18 protein-coding genes are annotated in these 18,921 nt (G+C 71.0%); 3 read left to right on the top strand and 15 right to left on the bottom strand.

What is annotated here, in order from left to right; all coding sequences use genetic code 11:
• Nucleotides 1-5: 5 nt before the first annotated feature.
• The 4 genes from OP79_RS12770 to OP79_RS12755 are packed head-to-tail and all read right to left on the bottom strand — an operon-like array spanning nucleotide 6 to nucleotide 5,264.
• Nucleotides 6-359, bottom strand: a complete 354-nt coding sequence (locus OP79_RS12770) for a gas vesicle protein GvpO (RefSeq protein WP_078491762.1) — start codon at nucleotides 357-359, stop codon at nucleotides 6-8.
• A gap of 48 nt (nucleotides 360-407) precedes the next feature.
• Nucleotides 408-1,325, bottom strand: coding sequence for a non-homologous end-joining DNA ligase (ligD, locus tag OP79_RS12765; protein ID WP_425428566.1), 918 nt, complete (start codon nucleotides 1,323-1,325; stop codon nucleotides 408-410).
• 52 nt (nucleotides 1,326-1,377) lie between these two features.
• Nucleotides 1,378-3,225, bottom strand: coding sequence for a transketolase (locus OP79_RS12760; RefSeq protein WP_033320235.1), 1,848 nt, complete (start codon nucleotides 3,223-3,225; stop codon nucleotides 1,378-1,380).
• Nucleotides 3,222-5,264, bottom strand: coding sequence for an NAD(P)/FAD-dependent oxidoreductase (locus OP79_RS12755; RefSeq protein ID WP_078491772.1), 2,043 nt, complete (start codon nucleotides 5,262-5,264; stop codon nucleotides 3,222-3,224). The genes OP79_RS12760 and OP79_RS12755 overlap by 4 nt, the downstream gene beginning before the upstream one ends.
• A gap of 165 nt (nucleotides 5,265-5,429) precedes the next feature.
• On the opposite strand from OP79_RS12755, the gene OP79_RS12750 reads away from it, so the two are divergent.
• Both OP79_RS12750 and OP79_RS12745 read left to right on the top strand, forming a co-directional pair.
• Nucleotides 5,430-6,395 carry an LLM class F420-dependent oxidoreductase gene (locus tag OP79_RS12750; protein WP_033320234.1) on the top strand — a complete coding sequence of 322 codons (966 nt, stop codon included), beginning with the start codon at nucleotides 5,430-5,432 and terminating at the stop codon, nucleotides 6,393-6,395.
• A 109-nt stretch (nucleotides 6,396-6,504) separates the two neighbouring features.
• On the top strand, nucleotides 6,505-7,596 hold the full coding sequence (locus OP79_RS12745) for an enolase C-terminal domain-like protein (protein WP_033320333.1): 1,092 nt from the start codon (nucleotides 6,505-6,507) through the stop codon (nucleotides 7,594-7,596).
• 36 nt (nucleotides 7,597-7,632) lie between these two features.
• On the opposite strand, the gene OP79_RS12740 is transcribed toward OP79_RS12745, so the two are convergent.
• Together OP79_RS12740 and OP79_RS12735 are read right to left on the bottom strand one after the other, a co-directional pair.
• On the bottom strand, nucleotides 7,633-8,733 hold the full coding sequence (locus tag OP79_RS12740; RefSeq protein ID WP_033320233.1) for an SDR family oxidoreductase: 1,101 nt from the start codon (nucleotides 8,731-8,733) through the stop codon (nucleotides 7,633-7,635).
• Nucleotides 8,734-8,736: 3 nt separating this feature from the next.
• Nucleotides 8,737-9,255 (bottom strand): phage holin family protein, encoded by a 519-nt coding sequence (locus OP79_RS12735; protein ID WP_033320232.1) that lies wholly within the window; start codon nucleotides 9,253-9,255, stop codon nucleotides 8,737-8,739.
• Between the two features lie 114 nt (nucleotides 9,256-9,369).
• On the opposite strand from OP79_RS12735, the gene OP79_RS12730 reads away from it, so the two are divergent.
• Entirely contained in the window at nucleotides 9,370-9,723 is a 354-nt protein-coding gene (locus OP79_RS12730; RefSeq protein WP_033320231.1) for a VOC family protein, read from the top strand.
• Nucleotides 9,724-9,732: 9 nt separating this feature from the next.
• Here the strand turns inward: OP79_RS12730 and OP79_RS12725 are convergent, their stop codons facing one another.
• The 9 genes from OP79_RS12725 to OP79_RS12685 all read right to left on the bottom strand — a co-directional run bounded on the left by OP79_RS12725 (nucleotide 9,733) and on the right by OP79_RS12685 (nucleotide 18,857).
• Nucleotides 9,733-10,137, bottom strand: coding sequence for a DUF5709 domain-containing protein (locus OP79_RS12725; RefSeq protein WP_033320230.1), 405 nt, complete (start codon nucleotides 10,135-10,137; stop codon nucleotides 9,733-9,735).
• Between the two features lie 106 nt (nucleotides 10,138-10,243).
• The gene (locus OP79_RS12720; RefSeq protein ID WP_033320229.1) at nucleotides 10,244-10,789 is read right to left on the bottom strand and encodes a GNAT family N-acetyltransferase; all 546 of its coding nucleotides are present in this window, start codon (nucleotides 10,787-10,789) and stop codon (nucleotides 10,244-10,246) included.
• 150 nt (nucleotides 10,790-10,939) lie between these two features.
• Entirely contained in the window at nucleotides 10,940-11,863 is a 924-nt protein-coding gene (locus OP79_RS12715) for a S66 peptidase family protein (protein WP_033320228.1), read from the bottom strand.
• A complete protein-coding gene (locus tag OP79_RS12710; RefSeq protein WP_033320227.1) occupies nucleotides 11,860-13,821 on the bottom strand; it encodes a dipeptidyl-peptidase 5 in 1,962 nt (653 codons plus the stop codon). Before OP79_RS12710 ends, OP79_RS12715 begins: the two co-directional genes overlap by 4 nt.
• A gap of 133 nt (nucleotides 13,822-13,954) precedes the next feature.
• Nucleotides 13,955-15,259, bottom strand: a complete 1,305-nt coding sequence (locus tag OP79_RS12705; protein ID WP_033320226.1) for a M20/M25/M40 family metallo-hydrolase — start codon at nucleotides 15,257-15,259, stop codon at nucleotides 13,955-13,957.
• The gene (locus OP79_RS12700) at nucleotides 15,252-16,085 is read right to left on the bottom strand and encodes a M55 family metallopeptidase (protein WP_033320225.1); all 834 of its coding nucleotides are present in this window, start codon (nucleotides 16,083-16,085) and stop codon (nucleotides 15,252-15,254) included. The genes OP79_RS12705 and OP79_RS12700 overlap by 8 nt, the downstream gene beginning before the upstream one ends.
• Nucleotides 16,086-16,217: 132 nt before the next feature.
• On the bottom strand, nucleotides 16,218-16,892 hold the full coding sequence (locus tag OP79_RS12695; protein ID WP_033320224.1) for a response regulator: 675 nt from the start codon (nucleotides 16,890-16,892) through the stop codon (nucleotides 16,218-16,220).
• Between the two features lie 317 nt (nucleotides 16,893-17,209).
• On the bottom strand, nucleotides 17,210-17,962 hold the full coding sequence (locus tag OP79_RS12690; RefSeq protein WP_033320223.1) for an ABC transporter permease: 753 nt from the start codon (nucleotides 17,960-17,962) through the stop codon (nucleotides 17,210-17,212).
• A complete protein-coding gene (locus OP79_RS12685; protein ID WP_033320332.1) occupies nucleotides 17,955-18,857 on the bottom strand; it encodes an ABC transporter ATP-binding protein in 903 nt (300 codons plus the stop codon). The genes OP79_RS12690 and OP79_RS12685 overlap by 8 nt, the downstream gene beginning before the upstream one ends.
• Nucleotides 18,858-18,921: the final 64 nt, after the last annotated feature.

Genomic DNA, 18,921 nt, shown 5'->3' with positions numbered 1-18,921 from the left:
GCGGCCTACCGGCCGCCGGGCCTATGTGGCTCGGACCGCCCGCGTTCATAACGGCGAACGCGCCGGTAGCCGGTGAGTTCGCCCTGAGGGTCGAGAGTCACCTCGTAGCTCGCGAGCAGGCTCATCGTGTCGGGGACCCTGGCGAGTTCCAGGACCTCGATCTCCAGCGCCCAGCCGTCCTCGGTGCGTTCGAAGGACGACACGGACTCGGCCGCCATGCCGGTGAGCTCCGCGAGCTGGGCACGCGCGTGGCGCAGCACCTCCATGGGGCTCGGCATCTCGTCCGCCGGACCGTTCTGCCGGTCTTTCCGGGATTCTGCGGAACCTCGTGAACTTGATTTGTTGGATGTGTCAGCCATGGCCCCACCTCGCCCTCCGAGTGGCCCCTACGGCATGCGCCAAACCCCTTATCGCAGGGCGTCGAGCCTGCGCCGCGCGGGTCCCAGTGCCCGTCCGCGGCGCGGCAGAGCGGACCAGGGGTCGGTACGGGCCTGGTCGACGGCGTCCTCGATGGTCCAGCGGCCGGGGCCCAGGTCCGGGTCGTCCAGCTGGTCCCAGCTGATGGGTGTGGCCACCGGGGCGCCGGGCCTGGCGCGCACGGTGAAGGGGACGACGGCGGTCTGTGCGTACGCGTTGCGCTGTACGTCGACGTAGAGCCGGTCCCCGCGGTCCTTCTTGCGGGCGGCCGTGGTGAGGTCGTCGGGGTGCGCGTCGGCGAGTGTGTCGGCGACGGCCTTGGCGAACTCGCGTGCTTCGTCGAAGTCATGGCGTCCGTTGAGCGACACGACGACATGCAGGCCGCGTGAGCCGGTGGTCATCAGTGCGGACGGCAGCTCGATCCGGTCGAGGAGTTCGCCGAGCTGCCGGGCCGCCCGGCGTACGGAGCCGAAGTCGTCCCCGGCCGGGTCGAGGTCGAAGACCAGCAGGTCGGGCCGGTCGATCCCATCGACCCGGGCCAGCCAGCGGTGCAGCGTCAGACAGGCCTGGTCAGCGAGGTAGAGCAGGGTGGCGGTGTCGTCGCACACGGGGTGGCAGACGGTGCCGCCCTCCTTGGGCACCTCGATGCGGTTGATCCAGTCCGGATCGTGCGCCTGGAGGTTCTTCTGCATGAACCGGGGTCCGTCCAGACCGTCCGGGTGCCGCTCCAGCATCAGTGGCCGCCCGCGCAGATGCGGCAGCATGAAGGGCGCGACCTCCCGGTAGTAGGCGACCAGATCCTCCTTGGTGTACTCCTTGGTCCGCCCGTTGCCGGGGAACAGCACCTTGTCGGGGCGGTGCACCTCCACGGTGCGCCGCCCGGCCCGTACGGTCTGTGTGCCTCCCATGATCATTCCCTCCGTACGCGTACAGCGGTCCGTACGCGTGTATCGGTGGCTCTCATCGCACGACCGCATGCTCGACCAGCAGCTTCGCCGAAGCCGCGATCGCCTCGGCGTCGATGCCCGCGGCATGCAACTGCTCGGCGGGCGAGGCCGAGCCGGGCATGGTGCGCACGGCGAGGCGGACCAGGCGGGGCATCGGGCGGCCGTCGAGGAAGGCGTCGAGGATCGCGTCGCCGAGACCGCCCTCCTCGCGGTGGTCCTCGACGGTGATCAGGCAGCCGGTGTGCTCGGCGGCCTCGCGCAGGGTGCGGCGGTCGACGGGCTTGACGGAGTACAGGTCGATGACCTGGACGGGGATGCCGTCCTCCGCGAGCCGGTCCGCGGCGGTCAGGGCCTCGTACACGGTCGCTCCGGCGGCGACGAGGGTCAGCCGGTCCTGGGCGGAGACGCGCAGGACCTTGCTGCCGCCGATCGGGAACTCCTCGTTCGGTCCGTAGACGACGGGCGAGGCGCCGCGCGAGGTCCGCAGATAGCGGATGCCCTCGCAGCCGGCCATCGCGGCGACGAGATGGGCGGTCTGGTTGGCGTCGCAGGGGTAGAGCACGGTCGAGTCGTGCACCGCGCGGAACATCGCCAGGTCCTCCAGGCCCATCTGCGAGGGCCCGTCCTGGCCGATGGCGACGCCCGCGTGCGAGCCGATCAGGTTGATCCCGCTGCCGCTGATCGACGCCATGCGGATGAAGTCGTGGGCGCGGGTGAGGAACGCGGCGAAGGTCGACACGTACGGCACCCAGCCGCGGGCCGCCAATCCCACGGCGGCGGCGACGAGCTGCTGCTCGGCGATGTAGCACTCGAAGAACCGGTCGGGGTGGTCCTTCGCGAAGTACTCGGAGCGCGTCGAGTCGCTCACCTCGCCGTCGAGGGCGACGATGTCGCCGCGAGCCGTGCCGAGCGCGGTGAGCGCCTGGCCGAAGGCGTCTCGGGTGGCGACCTGATCGCCGAGTTCGTAGCGCGGCAGGTCGAGGTGTCCGGTCCGTACGGCGTGCAGCATCCGGGCGGCGGGCGGGGGTTGGACCTCGACGCGGACGTCGTGCACTCCGCCGAGTTCCTCGATCGCCTCGTCGGCGTCCTTGAGCGGCTTGCCGTGCAGTCCTTCGCGGTCCTGGGCAGCCGCGACGCCCTTGCCCTTGAGGGTGCGGGCGAGGATCACGGTCGGCTGCCCGACGGTGGAGAGGGCCTCGCCGTACGCGCGGTCGACGGCGTCCACGTCGTGTCCGTCGACCTCGATCGTGTGCCAGCCGAAGGCCTGGAAGCGGCGGGCGTACGCGTCGAGGTCGTGGCCGTGCCGGGTCGGGCCGCGCTGGCCGAGCCGGTTGACGTCGACGATGGTGATGAGGTTGTCGAGATGCTCGTACGCGGCGTGCTCGGCCGCCTCCCATACGGAGCCCTCGGCCAGCTCGCTGTCGCCGCACAGCACCCAGACCCGGTAGCCGACCCGGTCGAGCCGCTTACCCGACAGGGCGATCCCGACGCCGACGGGCAGCCCCTGCCCGAGCGATCCGGTGGCCGTCTCCACCCACGGCAGCCGCCGCGGCGTCGGATGCCCCTCGAGCCGGCTCCCGAGCCGCCGGAAGGTCATCAACTCGGTCTCGTTGATGGCCCCGGCCGCCTTGTAGGCGGCGTACAGCAGCGGCGAGGCATGTCCCTTGGAGAGGACGAACCGGTCGTTCGCGGGATGCGCGGGCCGCTCGAAGTCGTAGCGCAGATGCCGGGCGAGCAGCACGGCCATCAGATCGGCGGCGGACATCGAGGACGTCGGATGCCCGGACCCGGCCGCAGCCGCCGCCCGCACACTGTCCACCCGCAACTGCTGTGCCAGCTCGGCAAGTTGACGGCTCTTCATGACGGTCCCTCCGGGGGGTTGTCGGGGCGGGGGCCTGCCGGCCGGGCGGGACGGGGCTTGTCGGGACCCGATGCCTCCGGCGCGGCGGGGGCGGGCTTGTCGGAGCCGGGTGCCTCCGGCCGGCCGGGGCTGGGTTCGTCGGTGCCGGACGCTTCCGGCGCGGCGGGGACGGACCTGTCGGTACCGGATGCCTCCGGCCGGGCGGGGTCGGGCTTGCCGGGTGTCTCCGGCCGACCCGAGCCGGATCCGCCGGAACCGGAAGCCATAGGCCTGTACGCGACGGACTCACCCGAACCAGACGCCGCAGACCTGCCGGAGACAGACTCGTCGGCACCGGATGTCGCCGGCCGACCGGCGCCGGGTTCGTCGGAGCCGGACGCTTCCGGCCGGCCAGAGCCGGGCCCGTCGGGGCCGGATGCCACCGGCTCGGCGGAGGCGGGCCTGTCCGGACCGGTGGCAGGCTCGTCGGCACCGGGCGTCGCGGGCCTGCCAGGGCCGGAACCGGCAGGACTGGAACCGTCGGCACCGGGCCCGCCACGGCCCTGTTCCCTCGCGTCAGCGGAACCAGGCTGGTCGTCACCCGGCACCCCCGGCCTCCCGGGATCCAGCACCGCCGACTTTCTCGGCCCCGTCGCTCCCGGCCTGCCCGGATCCGGGACCGCCTGGGTGTCGGCCCCCTGCGTCGCGGCGGGCGTCCCGCGCGTGACCGGAGCGGGGCGGCTCTGCGGTGGTGGGCCACCGGCCACCCGGGCCAGTTCCGGAGAAGCCGATTCCAGGGGGACCGACCAGGAGCGGACCAGGCCCAACTGGACGGCCTGGCGCGGGAGTACGGCGTCCAGGAACCAGTCGGCGGCGACCCGGACGCGGTTGCCGGGCATCGCGGCCAGGTGGTAGCCGCGGGTGACGGCCCCGGCGAGCGGACCGGACAGCGGGACGCCGAGCGGATTCGCGGCGGCCTTCACGCCGCCGAGGTCGACGGTGAAGCCCATGTCGCGGTGGCGGTAGACGCGGCGCTCGCCGAAGCCGAGCGACGCGGCGACGTTGCGGCCCGCGACCTTACCGTGCCGCCAGGCGTGCTGGGCGGTCATCGGCGTGTACTGCCCCGGCTTCTCCAGATCCGGCACGGCGGCAGCGTCCCCGCACGCGAACACCTCGGGATGACCCGGCACTTGGAGGTACGGGTCGACGAGCAGCCGACCACGCTCCAGCGGCCGCCCGAGCCCCTCGACCAGCGGATCGGGCCGTACTCCGACACACCACACAAGGGTGCGCGTGTCGATGAACTCCCCGTCGCTGAGCCGCACTCCGGTCGGCGTCGCCTCCTCCACGGAGGTCCCCGTGCGGACCTCGACGCCACGCCCCCGCAGTACACGGTCGGCCGTACGCGAGAGGCGTTCGTCGAGTTCGGGCAGCACGCGCGGGGCGATGTCGAGCAGCAGCCAGCGCGGCCGTATGCCCTGCCTGAGCGGCTGCTTGCGTACCAGCGCGTCGGTGAACAGCTGTCCCTGGGCGGCGACTTCGGTCCCCGTATAGCCGGCGCCGACCACCACGAAGGTGCACCGCGACGCACAGCTCTTGGGATCGTCGGAGGCCGCCGCGAGTTCCACCTGCCGCGTCACGTGATCGCGCAGATACAGCGCCTCCGGCAGTCCCCGGAACCCGTGCGCGTGCTCGGCGACACCGGGCACGGGCAGCAGCTTGTTGACGCTGCCGACGGCCAGCACAAGACGGTCGTACGCGAGCGTGCCGCCGTCCCCCTCGGGATCCGTGTAGTGCACGGAGTGCCCTTCGAGGTCGATCCCGTCCGCCTCCCCGAGCACCAGCCGTACGCGCGGCAGGGTGCCGGCCAGCGAGACGGTGACCCGGCGTGGTTCGAGCACCCCGGCGGCGACCTGGGGCAGCAGGGGCAGATACAGAAAGTAGTCCGTCGGGTTCAGGAGAGTGATCTCGGCCCTGCCCCGGGTGATCCGGGACAGGGTGCGTGCCGTCTGGTATCCGGCGAAGCCGGCACCGACGATCACGACGCGGGGTCGACTCATGTTCGCCTCCGGCGGGTCGCTCATAGGGGTCGCTCGTACGGGCTTTCCGCGTCCCCCTGGCCCGGTCACCCAAACGTCCGCCTGCCCTGGGCAGCGGCGTTTCGCGCCGGACCCCGGGGTTACCCGGACGAGGACCCCGACCCGCCCCGTCGCGGAGGTGTTCCCATGGTCGAGTACGGCTGTTTCCTGTCCACCGAGGAGTTCGGTCCCGCCGATCTGGTCGAGCAGGCGCGGATGGCCGAGCAGGCCGGTTTCCAGTCGCTGTGGATCTCGGACCACTTCCACCCGTGGAACGACGAGCAGGGGCAGAGCCCCTTCGTGTGGTCCGTGATCGGCGCCCTGTCCGAGGCCGTGTCCCTCCCGATCGGCACGGCGGTCACCTGCCCCACCGTGCGGATGCATCCGGCGGTGGTCGCGCAGGCCGCGGCGACCAGCGCGGTGATGACCAACGGCCGCTTCCGGCTCGGCGTCGGCAGCGGAGAGGCCCTGAACGAGCACATCTTCGGTGATGCCTGGCCGCCCGCGCATGTCCGCCTGGAGATGCTGGAGGAGTCGATCCAGGTGATGCGCCAGCTCTTCACCGGCAAGGAGATCAACCACTCCGGACCCCACTACACGGTCCAGAACGCCCGCCTCTACACCGTCCCCGACGAACCCGTCCCGATCGACATCTCCGGCTTCGGCCCCCAGGCGACCGCACTCGCGGCCCGCGTCGGCGACGGCTACATCACGATGATGCCGGAGGAGTCGATGGTGGAGCAGTTCCGCAAGGGCGGCGGTGGCGGCAAGCCGGTCAGCGGTGGCACGAAGGTCTGTTACGGCCACGACCGCGACGAGTGCGTACGCACCGTCCACCGGCTCTGGGCCAACCAACTGCTGCCCGGCGAGATGGGCCAGGTGCTGCCCTCGCCGCGCCATTTCGAGCAGCTCGAGCCGCTGATCACCGAGGACATGGTGAGCCAGAACGTGGTGTGCGGGGACGACGTGGACGACCATGTCAGCGCCCTCAACGCGTTCGCGGAGGCCGGCTTCGACCGCGTCTACGTCAACCAGATCGGCCCCGACCAGCGCGGCTTCTTCGACTTCTACCGCACGAAGGTGCTGCCCCAGCTCCAGCAGGGGGTTCGCTGATGCCGGTCCACCGGCCTCATGGGCTCTCGGTCCGGACGGTTTCTCCTCTCCCGGCCGTCCGGACCGAGTCGGCTGTCCGGACCGTGCGAGGTGGCCGGTGAAGGTCCAGGTGGAGCTCCAGCCGCCCGTCGTGTCCACATACACCGTGCCGACCGATGCGCCCGAGGCGGACGGCACGCTCGCCTGGGACACCACGACCATGGTGATCGTCGAGGTGACCGCGGGCGACGCGACCGGCACCGGCTGGACCTACGGCCCGGCCGCCGTCGGTGACCTGCTGCGCGAACAGCTCGCGCCGGTCGTCACGGGACTCGACGCCTTCGACATCCCGGCCGCCCACGAAACGCTGTGCCGCACGGTGCGCAACGCGGGCCGGCCGGGCGTCGCGGCCTGCGCGATCTCCGCGCTCGACATCGCCCTGTGGGACCTCAAGGCCCGCCTCCTCGAACTCCCCCTCACCCGCCTGATCGGCGCCGCCCACGAGGCCGTGCCCGTGTACGGCAGCGGGGGCTTCACGACGTACCACGACACGCATCTGGCGGCCCAGTTGAACGGCTGGGTGCACGGTCAGCACATCCCGCGCGTCAAGATCAAGATCGGTGAGAGCTGGGGGCGGGCGGTCGCCCGGGATCTGCACCGGGTAAGCGCCGCGCGCCAGGTCATCGGCCCACAGACCGAGTTGTACGTCGACGCCAACGGCGCCTACACGCGCAAGCAGGCGATACGTGTCGGGGGCGCGCTCGCCGAGCACGGCGTGGACTGGTTCGAGGAACCGGTGTCCTCGGACGACCTGACGGGTCTGCGGCTCGTCCGGGACGCGCTGCTGTGCGACGTCACGGCGGGCGAGTACGGCTACGACCTGCCGTACTTCGCCCGCATGATCGCGGCCGGCGCGGTCGACTGCCTCCAGGTCGACGCCACCCGGTGCGGCGGCCTCACCGAGTTCCTCCGCGCCGCCGCCCTCGCCCAGTCCCACGGCCTGGAGATCTCCGCGCACTGCGCCCCGCACGCACACGCCGCGGTCGCCGCCGCCACCCCCAACCTCCGCCACATCGAGTGGTTCCACGACCACGTCCGCATCGAGTCGATGTTCTTCGACGGCGCCCTGGATCCCACGGGCGGCGAGGTCCGCCCGGACGGGGGCGTCGGCCATGGGCTGACGCTGCGGACGGAGGAGGTGGAGGAGTTCCGGGTCGCTTGACCTCTCAGTGATCCTGGACCTCTCAGTGATCCTGGCTCAGTGGACTCGGTGTTTGCGCCTGAGCTGTGCCGCCAACGGCTTACGCCTGAGCAGCTGTGCCGCCAGCGGCTTACGCCTGAGCTGCGCGGCGAGCGCGAGTGCCCCGCCGACCGCCAGTCCCGCGCCCATGCGCCCTCGGTTCCGGGACACCCATTCCTGCGAACTGCCCGGCAGCGACTCGCCGTCGAAGCGCCCGTGCGCCCCGTAGTCGTGACCGTGCGGCCCGTCGGCCGGAGTCCACAGGTTGCCGTGACCGTCGTAACGGGCGTAACGGGCCGCCTCTTCTCGTTCTCGCCCGGCTTCCTGCTGGGCGTCGAACCCCGTACGGGCCAGATAGCGGTCGAGGAGACCGGGGGCCACGGCGTTGGCCACCAGCGTGGCGACCGTGGAGCCGCCCACCCAGTACTCGCGGCGCCTCGGATGCGCGGCCGCGTGCACGATGGCGCGGGCGGCGACCTCCGGCTGGTAGATGGGCGCGACGGGACGGACCCGGCTCGGCATACGGCTCAACACCCAGTCGAACTGAGGGGTGTTGACCGCGGGCAGCTGCACCATGGTCGTACGCACCCGCGAGCCCTCGTGCAGCAGCTCGCAGCGCACCGACTCGTTGAAGCCCTGGATCGCGTGCTTGGCCCCGCAGTACGCGGACTGCAACGGGATCCCGCGGTACGCGAGCGCCGAACCGACCTGCACGATCGCGCCCCGGTCGCGCGGCAGCATGTGCCGCAGCGCGGCCCTGGTGCCGAACACATAGCCCAGGTACGTCACTTCGGTGACCCGGCGGAACTCGTCGGGCGTGATCTCGGTGAACGGCGCGTAGACCCCGGCGAAGGCGTTGTTGACCCAGATGTCGATCTTCCCGAAGGCGTCGACGACCCGCTGGGCGGCGTCCTCGACAGCCTTGGCGTCGGCCATGTCGACGGAGACGACGAGCGCCTCACCACCGGCCTGTGTCACCTCGTCCGCCGCGGCGGCAAGACCGTCGCGGCCCCGGGCGAGCAGGGCCACCCGGTCGCCACGGGCGGCGAAGGCGCGGGCCGTGGCCCGGCCCACGCCGCCGCTGGCCCCGGTCACCACAACGGCTCTGCGGCGCGCCATGGCTCACCGGGCCCGGTGGTGCGGTGCTTCGGGATCCGTGGGCCCGCCCTGCGTGGGCGTGGACGGCGGCGCACCCGCGCCGGGCGCGACGGGCGGCACCGGCGGGTACGCGGGCGAGCCGGGCCCGGCGGGCGGCGTACCGCCGACGACCCCACGCTCACCGTGGTCCGCGGCGGCCTGTTCCGGGATGGGCCGGGAGGCCGAAGGCTGAGAGACCGAGGACTGGGAGGCCGAGGGCCGGGCCGCGCCCCGCAGCACGTACGCCACCGCGCCGAGCACGGCGGCGGTGATCAGTGCGGCCGCCCAGTCGGGCAGGCCGAGCGCGAGCAGCAGCCCGAGGGTCAGAGCCAGGGCGGCGCCCGCGTAGAGGGCGACGGCGCCGGACGCGGCGTACAGGGCGGCGGCGCGGCGCTGTTTGCGGGTCTGCTCACGCAGTTCGTCGCGTACGGCGTCCCGGGCCACCTGCGCCAGTTCGTCGACCAGGTGCTTGTCCAGGTGTTCCAGGTGATCGATGCGGTCCATGGCGGCCGGGTACCCGCACCTCCGCACCCGTAACGCCGCGCGGGATCCGGCACGTGGCCCGGGATCCGGCTGAAACGATCTCGTTCCCGGCGTGCCGCAACTAGGCTCGTCGGCATGGAGATTCTGGGCGCCACGCTGCGCATCTGCGTCGAGGACCTGGACGCTACGGTCCCCTTCTACGAGAAGCTTGCGGGCGGCAGAGCCATGCGCTTCGAACGCGGCGGCGTCTCGGTCGCCGCGGTCGGCTGCTTTCTGCTGATGAGCGGACCGGAAGCCGACTTGGAGGTCCTCCGGAAAGTCTCGGCGACGATCGCCGTGGAGGACGTCGACGAAGCCCGTCAGGTCCTCACCGACTCGGGAGCACAGGTCCTCGCAGGGCCCGTGGCCACCCCGGCGGGCCGCAACCTGATCGCGTTGCACCCGGACGGCACGGTGTACGAGTACGCGGACCGGCGCGCACCGGCGTAGAGGCTGCTCTCAGGTCAGCTCGTCCTCCCCGAAGTCCTCCTCGTCCCTGATCCGCACCGCGTCCTCCTCGGCCGAGAGCCCGCGGGTCGCGCCCTCCTGCGCGTACACGTCCTGGTTGCGCGGCAGGTCGGGATCCGGCTCGTCGTAGAGCAGCCCGGCCTGCTCCTCGGGCGGCCCCGCTTCACCCTCCGCGTCGACCTCGGGCTCCTCGTCCGCGAGCCGCTCGTCGAGCGTTTCGCGTTCGATCACCTCGTTCACGGTGGTGTCCCGCTCCTCGGCGATCGTCGGCTCGTCACCGGCCACGGGCAGCTGCTGCGGATCACTCGACTCCTGCTGCTCGGGCGTACCGTCCTGCAGATCCGGCATGCCCTCGTCCTCGGGGTCGGCCCCGGGATCGTGCGGCCTGGCGTTCATGGGATCTGCCTCCTTCCCGACGTGCGGGATCACCGGGTTCCCATGGGCCGCGCGGTTCACACCGGAGTCAGAGCGGAGTGTCCGTGAAGGCGGCGGCCACTCGGGGTCACGTTCTCAGCATCTCCGCGGTGATGGCCCAGCGTTCGTGGTCCCGCCAGGCGCCGTCGATGAAAAGGAAATCCGGCGAGAAGCCCTCAAGCCGGAAGCCGCAGCGGCTGGCGAGTGCGATCGAGGCGGCGTTGTCCGGCTGGACGTTGATCTCCAACCGGTGCAGACCGAGCCGACCGAACGTGTACCGCACAACCAGTTCGAGCCCCTCCCTCATCAGCCCGCGCCCTGCGGCGTGCGCGAAGGCGCCGTATCCCAGCGCTCCGTTGAGGAAGCCGCCCTCGACGATGTTGTTGATGTTGATGAACCCGGCGATGTCGCCGCCGCTCTTCTCGCAGACCAGGAAGCCGGTCTTCGTGGGGTCCTCGATGAGGCGTTTCGCGTACGCGGCGTAGGCGCCGGCACTGGCCGGCGGGAAGAGCCAAGGATGGTGCAGGTCCTTGCTTTCGCGCACGCGGGCGGTGAACTCGGCGGCGTCTTCGTAGCGGTAGTGACGTATGCCTACGAGGGTGCCTTCGGCGAGGTAGCGGTTCGGTTCTGGCACCTTTCCACGGTAACCCTCCGCTGGTTGTGCGGTTCGGAGAGCTCGGGAGGTTCTGTAGTTTGGCGGCTGCGGGCTAGTTGTGGTTGATCGCGCCCGCGCGGCGGAGCCGCAAATTGGCACAGCCCCGCGCCCCTACTTGTACTGAGCGCGCTATAGAAGTGCGGGTTCCTCCAGCGTCAGGCTTGCCCCCTCCGCGTCCAGCTCCCCCCGTACCCCGAACGGAATCGTCAGCGCCCCCTCGCCGTGGCCGAAGCCGAACTCCTCCGCGATCGGCACCCCGAGCCCGCCGAGCCGATCGAGGACGAGAGCCCGTACCTCTTCGTACGGAGCGCACTCGACCCAGGAGCCGAGCAGAACCCCGGCGACCCCGTCGAACCAGCCCGCGCGCAGGAGTTGGGTGAGGTAGCGGTCCAGGCGGTACGTCTCCTCGCCCACGTCCTCCAGGCAGAGCAGGCCGCCGCGTGCCGAGGGGCGGGCCCACGGCGCGCCCAGGTCGGCCGCGAGGAGCGAGAGGCAGCCGCCGAGGAGGACGCCCCGTGCTCGGCCCGGGGTCAGGGACCGGCCGGACGAGGTGATCGTCCGGACCGACTCCGGCTCGAACAGCGTTGCCCGCAAGTGCTCCTGCGCCCGCGCGTTCTTCAGGAAGTCGACGGCCGCGATCATCGGACCGTGCAGCGTCACGAGGCCCATGCGTGTCGCGAACGCCTCGTGCAGTGCGGTGATGTCGCTGTAGCCGAGGAACACCTTGGGTCCCGCGGCCCGCAGCGCGTCCCAGTCCAGCAGATCGACCATGCGTTGCGCGCCGTAGCCGCCGCGGGCGCACAGCACCGCGTCGATCGTCGGGTCGCACCAGGCGGCCTGGAAGTCGGCGGCGCGGTCGGCGTCCGTGCCCGCCAGGTACGCGAACTCCGGGTGCCGGTCGAGGACATGAGGCCCCACGACCGGGTCCAGGTCCCAGCCCCGCAGGATGTCGAGCCCCGCCTCCAGCCGTTCCTCGGGCACAGGACCGCTGGGCGCGACGACGGCGACACGGGCGCCGGGGGCCAGGCGGCGGGGGCGCAGGAGGGGCTTCACTTGGTGAGCTCCAGGGTGGGGATGCCGGGTGGGTTGAGGCCGAAGACCTGGGCGTACAAGGAGAGTTCGGATTCCAGGACGCGGACCATCGTGTCCGCGCGCCGGAAGCCGTGGCCCTCGCCCTCGAAGGCGATGTACGCGTGCGGCACGCGTCGTCCCTCCATCCGGGCCAGGAACCGCTCGCACTGGGCGGGAGGGCAGACGACGTCGTCGAGGCCCTGGAGCAGCAGGAAGGGTGCGGTGATCCGGTCGGCGTGCTCGGTGGGCGACCGTTCGGCGTACCGGGCGGGTACGTCGGCGAGGGGTCCGACGAGGGTTTCCAGGTACTGGGACTCGAAGTCGTGCGTCTCGTCGGCGCTCCAGCCCGCGAGGTCGAGGATCGGGTAGAGGATGGTTCCGCAGGCGTAGACGTCGGTGCTCGTCAGGGACGTGGCCGCGGTCCAGCCGCCCGCGCTGCCGCCCCGGATGGCGAGCCGGTCGCGGTCCGCGGTGCCCTCGTCGGCGAGTGCGAGCGCGACGGCCGCGCAGTCCTCGACGTCGACGACGCCCCACTGTTCGCGCAGCCGGTTGCGGTAGGCGCGGCCGTGGCCGGTGGATCCGCCGTAGTTGACCTCGGCGACGCCGATGCCGCGAGAGGTGAAGTAGGCGATCTGCAGGTCGAGTACGAGTGGGGCGCGGTCGGTGGGGCCGCCGTGGGCCCAGACGACGTAGGGCGGGAGTTCGTCGCCGGAGGCGATGCAGGCGGGGTGGTGCGGCGGGTAGATGTGGGCGTGGATCTCGCGTCCGGCGGGGCCGTTGAAGGTGCGGATCTGCGGCTCGGGGTAGTACGTGGGGTCCACGGGGTCGTCGTGGGCGTCGCCGATTACGCGGGCGCGGCAGGTGCGGGCGTCGAGTTCGACGACCTCGTACGCGCTGCGCGGGCTGGCCGCGATGCCGAGGACCCGGCTGCCGTTCGCCGCGAGATTCGACGCGAACTCGGTCCAGGGTCCGGCCGTGTCGACGACCTCGCCGGTCTCCGGGTCGAGGATGCCGAGCGCGGTGGCGCCGCGCCCGTGCACGACGGCGATGAGTCCGTCCTCGAGGGGCGCGAACCAGCGTCGGCCGATCTTCCACAGCGGTCCGCCGAACTCCTCCTCGCGCGGGCAGAGGGGTTCGCCGTCGCGGTAGAGGTTCCACCAGCCGGTGCGGTCGCTGGAGTACAGCAGGGCGCCGTCGGCGGCCCAGTCGACCTGGGCGATCGATTCGTCGGGGCCGCCGGCGGCGCGCCGGGCGTTCCGTAGCGTCCCGTCGCCGGCCACGTCGGCAAGCATGAGTTCCGTACCGTCCCACGGCATCCGCGGGTGGTCCCAGGCGAGCCAGGCGGCCCGTCGTCCGTCGGGCGAGACACGGGGGCCGGTGACGAACTGGTGCCGCCCGTCGGTGAGTTCGCGTACGGCGTCCCGGTCCTGCTCCGCCGAACCGTCCAGCGGGACGGCGGCCACGACCCGGCGTACGTCCGTGGGCCCGTCACCGGTGAACTCCTCCAGTACGCACCAGACTTCGCCCCGCTCCAGGTGCAACTGCGGGTCCACCCAGCGCAGTCCGCCGCCCACGAGCGACAAGGGCGTGAGGGGACGCGGCTCGCCGCCCTCGTACGCGTACAGCCGCTGGTCGACGAAGTTGACGAAGACGATCAGCGGACCGTCCTCGCGCATCGTCCCGGCCCAGGGCTGCCCGCCGTACTCGATGACGCGGCTGCGCACGTTCCACGGGGCGGGCAGCACCGACTCCTCGCTGCCGTCGGCACGTCGGCGCACCAGGGTGCGGCGGCCGCCCTCGGTGGGCCGGGGCTCGGTCCACCACGCCTCGTCGCCGACGAAGCCGACGTACTCGGGGTGCCCGTCATGCGCGGCGGCGAGCGAAGCGTCGATGGGCGAGGGCCAGGAACCGTAGGCCAAGGTCTGCACGATGTCCCCCATTTCCCTTCCGTAGCGGACCTGCCGAAGTGCGGTGCGGTACCGCGCCCCCAGGGCCGCAGGCCCCGGGGCGCGGGGAACTGCGCGACCAGCCACAACGTACCCGCAGCTTCGAACCGCCCATCCAGCGGAGCGCTTAGGCCGTGCGCAGAAAGCGGTCGAGGACACGGACGCCGAAGTGGAGCGCCTCGACCGGTACGCGCTCGTCGACGCCGTGGAACATGGCCTGGTAGTCGTAACCCGCGGGGAGCTTCAGCGGAGTGAACCCGTATCCCGTGATGCCAAGACGCGAGAACTGCTTGGCGTCCGTGCCGCCCGACATGCAGTACGGCACGACATGCCCCTCGGGCGCGAACTCCTCGACGGCGGCGCGCATCCTCGCGTACGTCGGTGAGTCCAGCGGCGCCTGGAGGGCCACCGTGTGGTGGTGGAACTCCCACTCCACGTCCGGCCCGGTGAGCCGGTCGAGTGTCGCGCGGAACTCGTCCTCGTGGCCGGGGAGATAGCGTCCGTCGACGTACGCGACGGCCTCCCCCGGGATCACGTTGACCTTGTAACCGGCGTTCAGCATGGTCGGGTTGGCACTGTTGCGGACGGTCGCCTCGACGAGCTTCGCCGCCGGGCCGAGCTTGTCCAGCAGCCCGTCCACATCGTCCAGGTCGGGCTCGATGCCGTACAGCGCGGCGAGTTCGGTGAGGGCCGCGCGGACGGTCGGCGTCAGCCGCGCCGGCCACTCGTACGCGCCGATCCGTGTGATGGCGGCGGCGAGACGGGTGACTGCGTTCTCCCGGTTGACCTTGGAGCCGTGCCCGGCCCGGCCCCGCGCGGTGAGCTTCAGCCAGCCGGTGCCGCGCTCGCCCGCCGCGAGGGGATACAGCTCCCGCCCGGCGCCGTCGTGGAAGGTGAACGCCCCGGATTCGCTGATGCCCTCGGTGCAGCCCTCGAAGAGCTCCGGATGCCGGTCGGCGAGGAAGCCCGAGCCGTCCTCGGCGCTCGCCTCCTCGTCGGCGGTGAAGGCGATGACGAGGTCCCGGCGGGGGCGTACGCCGTCACGCGCCCACTGGCGTACGACCGCGAGGATCATCGCGTCCATGTTCTTCATGTCGACCGCGCCCCGGCCCCAGACGACCCCGTCACGGATCTCCCCGGAGAACGGGTGCACGCTCCAGTCCTCGGCCTGCGCGGGTACGACGTCCAGATGACCGTGGACGAGCAGCGCGTCCGCGGACGGATCGCTGCCTTCGAGGCGTGCGACGACGTTCGTACGCCCCTTCGTGCGCTCCAGCAGCGTCGGTTCCAGGCCCGCCTCGGCGAGCCGCGCGGCGGCGTACTCGGCGGCGGGCCGCTCCTGGCAGTCCCCGCCCCCGCGATTGGTCGTGTCGATACGGATGAGGCCGGAGGTGAACTCCACGACCTCGTCCAGAGCCTGCTGGTCAGCCATACTGCTCCTCCACGGCGGCCGAGACGATCGTGGTGACCGCCTTGAAGGCCCGGATCCCCTCATACATCGTCGCGCTGGTGTACGCGACCTTCCGCTCCCCGATCCGGTCCACACCCGGCACGACGGTCGCCGCCAGGGCCAGATGCTCGGCGTCGAACTCCAGCGCCACCGTGAACGGACCGCCGTCCACGGGCTCGTACCGCACGGCGAGTCCGACCGCCTCCTTCGCCGCGGCGCGGATGTCGGACGCGGTCCGCGCGGGGGTGCGGCACACCGCCGCGTACCGCGAGACATGATCCTTCACGGCGACCTTCAGCGCCTCGGGCGCATAGCCGAGCGCGTCCTCGCAGGCCACGTCGTCGCCCGTGACGAGGACGACGGGGACGCCGTACTCGGCGACGACATGCGCGTTGAGCAGGCCCTCACTGGCGCGTACGTCGTTGACCCACACGCCGGTGATCGAGTTGGCGAGATAGGTGTGGGCGAGCACCCCCTCCATGCCCGCCCCCGCGTGATAACCGACGAACGCGATGCCGTCGACATCCCCGTGCTGCACGCCTTCCACCATGGACAGCGACTTGTGCCGCCCGGTGAGCATCTGCGCCCGCTCGTCCAGCCGCTCGAGCAGCAGATTGCGCATGGTCCAGTGCGCCTCATTGATGAGGACGTCGTCGGCACCCCCGTCGAAGAAGCCAAGCACGGCGGCGTTCACGTCCGAGGTGAACATCGCCCGGCAGCGCTCCCACTCGGGTGTCCCCGGCAGCACGTCGGCCGGCCAGGTCACGCCTGTGGCGCCCTCCATGTCGGCGCTGATGAGGATCTTCATGAGATCTCACGTTACGCGGCGACGGGAGCCCCTGCTACGAGGAGGAAGAGACGTGCATTCCCACACCCCGCTCGGTACCCGTGCCCAGCATCCGGCAGGCACCGCGGTCCCAGGGCGCTGGAGTCCCCCCAGTCAGGTTGGCATCCCACGCTCGGCGAGGCCGCTTTCATAGGCGATGATGACCAGTTGGGCGCGGTCGCGGGCATTCAGCTTGGAGAGGAGGCTGCTCACATGGGTCTTCACGGTTGGCAGGCTGATCACCAGTTGCTCGGAGATCTCGGCGTTCGACAAGCCGTTCGCGATCAGCACGAGCACCTCCTGTTCCCGCTTGGTGAGCCCGACAAGCCGCGGGGCCGACCGAGCCCGCTCGTCGCTGCGGGAGAAGTTCGCAATGAGGCGGCGCGTGACCGTGGGTGCCAGTACACCCTCGCCGGTGGCGATGACACGAATGCCGGCGACCAGGTCCGACGGCGAGGCATCCTTCAGCATGAATCCGCTCGCGCCCGCCTGAAGGGCCGGGTAAACGTAGTCGTCCATGTCGAACATCGTGAGGGCCAGTACCCGCACACCGGCCATCGTCTCGTCGGAGCAGATCTCCCGCGTGGCCGCGATGCCGTCCATGACGGGCATACGTAAATCCATCAGGACGACGTCCGGTTTGAGTTCCCGGGCGAGTTCCACTGCTTGGGCGCCGTCACCCACCTCGCCTATCGCTTCCATTCCCGGTGTTGAGTCGATGAGGACACGGAAGCTCCCGCGCAACAGCGCCTGATCGTCCGCGATCAGCACCCGGACCGCCTCAGCCATTCCGCATTTCCTCGCACGCTGGTCATCGGTCATCGGGCCATCGAGATCCGCGATTTTAGCAGTGTCGCTTTCTCAACTGCCTTGCCTGCCCGAGCTGTTGAGGACGAGAGCAGCCAGGGCGATGCGTCGAGCGCGCCTCATCGAGCGTGAGAACCGGAACGAGCGACTGCCAGTACCGGCGGTGCGGGGCGAAACAGCCGCCGCCGTGGACGCCGAGTTCAGCGAAGTACCGACCTGGTGTGCGCTGTTCGCCCACGGCGACCCTGGCGCAATCCTTGGCGGGGACCCGGTCAGCGAGTTCGATCAGACGAGTCCCGTCACGCGTCCCAGCGACTGTGCCGAAAGTAGCCGACGGCCAACGCCGCCACGGTCCACACGAGCAGCACCGCGAATCCGGTGTACGCGTCGTTCGAGTCGACGTCGAGCATCCGCATGCCGGCCTGGTCGGGGAAGTAGCGCGCCACCTCTTTCGTCGCTCCGATGACGGACAGGATCTGGGTCCCGGCGAGCACCATCGGGAGCAGAATGGCCAGCGGAAGGACGGCGCTGCGGGCCATCGCGGCGATACCTGACGCGAACAGGCTCATCAGCGTCAGGTAGACCACCGCGCCGGCCAGGGCACGGGGGACACCGCTCGCGTCGATCGAGGCGCCGTGGGGCCCGAGAGCGAGCTGGGTGACCAGGTAGCTGACGACCGTGACGGGGATCGCGACGGCCGCGGCGGCGACAGTGGTGACGGCCGTCTTCGCTGCGTAGAGCCGACCGCGCCGGGGCACGGCGAGCAGCGAGACCCGCATCATGCCCGACGCGTACTCGCTGGAAACGATGAGCACTCCGAAGACGATCAGGGCGAGTTGGCCGTACAGGATGCCGTCCAGGCCGGCCTGCTCGGGGGTGAAGTCGGAGCGGAGCCCGGGGCTGTCGGATTCGATCGCACCCTTCGCGGACCAGCCGCCCAGGACGGCGACAAGGACGCTTACCGGAACGAACAGCAGCAGTGCGAAGAACGTGCCTCGGACGCCTCGCAGCTTGGTGAACTCAGCCCGTATGGCCGCGACCGTCTCAGACATGGATGTTGCTTCCTCCGTTGCCGATGATCTTGAGGAAAGTGTCCTCAAGGGATTCCGTGTGGGTGCTCAGTTCCTCGAGCGAGAGCCCGCCGGCCGCAGCCAGTCGGCTGATCTCGGCCGCAGACATGCCCTCGACTTCCAGGCTGCCGTCCGAAGCAGGCCTCGGCGAGGCACCCTTCTGTTCCAGTTCCCTGTTGAGCCGCAGGGGTTCCGGTGTCCGGACGCGTACGTACGTCCGTCCATGGCGTTGGATGAAGTCCGACATGCTGGTCTCCGCGAGGAGCTGCCCGCGGCTGATGACGATCAGATGGTCCGCGACCATGGACATCTCGGTCATCAGGTGACTCGAGACGAGGACGGTCCGGCCTTCGGCAGCCATCGAGCGCAGCAGTTCCCGCAGCCACCGGATTCCCTCTGCGTCAAGGCCGTTGACCGGCTCGTCGAGCACCAGGACGGGCGGATCGCCGAGCAGGGCCGCGGCCAGGCCGAGCCGCTGGCCCATCCCGAGGGAGAACGTGCTGATCCGCCGCCGCGCCACTCCCGTCAGGCCGACCATCTCGAGGACCTCTCCGACCCGTTGCCGGGCGATCCGGTTGCTCTGTGCGAGCCACAGCAGATGGTCGGCGGCGGTAAGGCTGCGATGTGGGGCCGATGTCTCCAGCAGGGCACCCACATGTCGGGCCGGGTACCTCAGTTCGTGATAGGCGCGGCCGTCGATGCTCGCGGATCCGGTGTCCGGGCGGGTGAGGCCGAGCATCATCCGCATCGTCGTGGACTTCCCGGCTCCGTTGGGGCCCAGGAATCCGGTGACGGCCCCTGACCGCACCGTGAAGGTGAGGCCGCTCACGACGGTGTTCTGCCCATACCGCTTGGTCAAGTTCTGGACGTCAATCACATGGTGAGTCTTGTCGAGCGCCCCCGTCGGCCACATCGGTCCGGGGTTGGGATTACCGGACGGC

Source organism: Streptomyces yerevanensis (genome assembly GCF_000716805.1).
In the GTDB taxonomy this organism is placed as follows: Bacteria; Actinomycetota; Actinomycetes; order Streptomycetales; family Streptomycetaceae; genus Streptomyces; species Streptomyces flaveus.
Note: the sequence above shows the minus strand (reverse complement) of the source record. Positions and strands in the feature narration are given on the sequence as shown.

Bases quoted from the DNA above. Each gene is read 5' to 3' on its own strand.
- OP79_RS12770 (WP_078491762.1), bottom strand. From the start codon at position 359: ATGGCTGACACATCCAACAAATCAAGTTCACGAGGTTCCGCAGAATCC.
- OP79_RS12710 (WP_033320227.1), bottom strand. From the start codon at position 13,821: ATGGGGGACATCGTGCAGACCTTGGCCTACGGTTCCTGGCCCTCGCCC.
- OP79_RS12700 (WP_033320225.1), bottom strand. From the start codon at position 16,085: ATGAAGATCCTCATCAGCGCCGACATGGAGGGCGCCACAGGCGTGACC.
- OP79_RS12740 (WP_033320233.1), bottom strand. From the start codon at position 8,733: ATGGCGCGCCGCAGAGCCGTTGTGGTGACCGGGGCCAGCGGCGGCGTG.
- OP79_RS12750 (WP_033320234.1), top strand. From the start codon at position 5,430: ATGGTCGAGTACGGCTGTTTCCTGTCCACCGAGGAGTTCGGTCCCGCC.
- OP79_RS12755 (WP_078491772.1), bottom strand. From the start codon at position 5,264: ATGAGTCGACCCCGCGTCGTGATCGTCGGTGCCGGCTTCGCCGGATAC.
- OP79_RS12695 (WP_033320224.1), bottom strand. From the start codon at position 16,892: ATGGCTGAGGCGGTCCGGGTGCTGATCGCGGACGATCAGGCGCTGTTG.
- OP79_RS12760 (WP_033320235.1), bottom strand. From the start codon at position 3,225: ATGAAGAGCCGTCAACTTGCCGAGCTGGCACAGCAGTTGCGGGTGGAC.
- OP79_RS12725 (WP_033320230.1), bottom strand. From the start codon at position 10,137: ATGAACGCCAGGCCGCACGATCCCGGGGCCGACCCCGAGGACGAGGGC.
- OP79_RS12690 (WP_033320223.1), bottom strand. From the start codon at position 17,962: ATGTCTGAGACGGTCGCGGCCATACGGGCTGAGTTCACCAAGCTGCGA.
- OP79_RS12705 (WP_033320226.1), bottom strand. From the start codon at position 15,259: ATGGCTGACCAGCAGGCTCTGGACGAGGTCGTGGAGTTCACCTCCGGC.
- OP79_RS12730 (WP_033320231.1), top strand. From the start codon at position 9,370: ATGGAGATTCTGGGCGCCACGCTGCGCATCTGCGTCGAGGACCTGGAC.
- OP79_RS12735 (WP_033320232.1), bottom strand. From the start codon at position 9,255: ATGGACCGCATCGATCACCTGGAACACCTGGACAAGCACCTGGTCGAC.
- ligD (WP_425428566.1), bottom strand. From the start codon at position 1,325: ATGGGAGGCACACAGACCGTACGGGCCGGGCGGCGCACCGTGGAGGTG.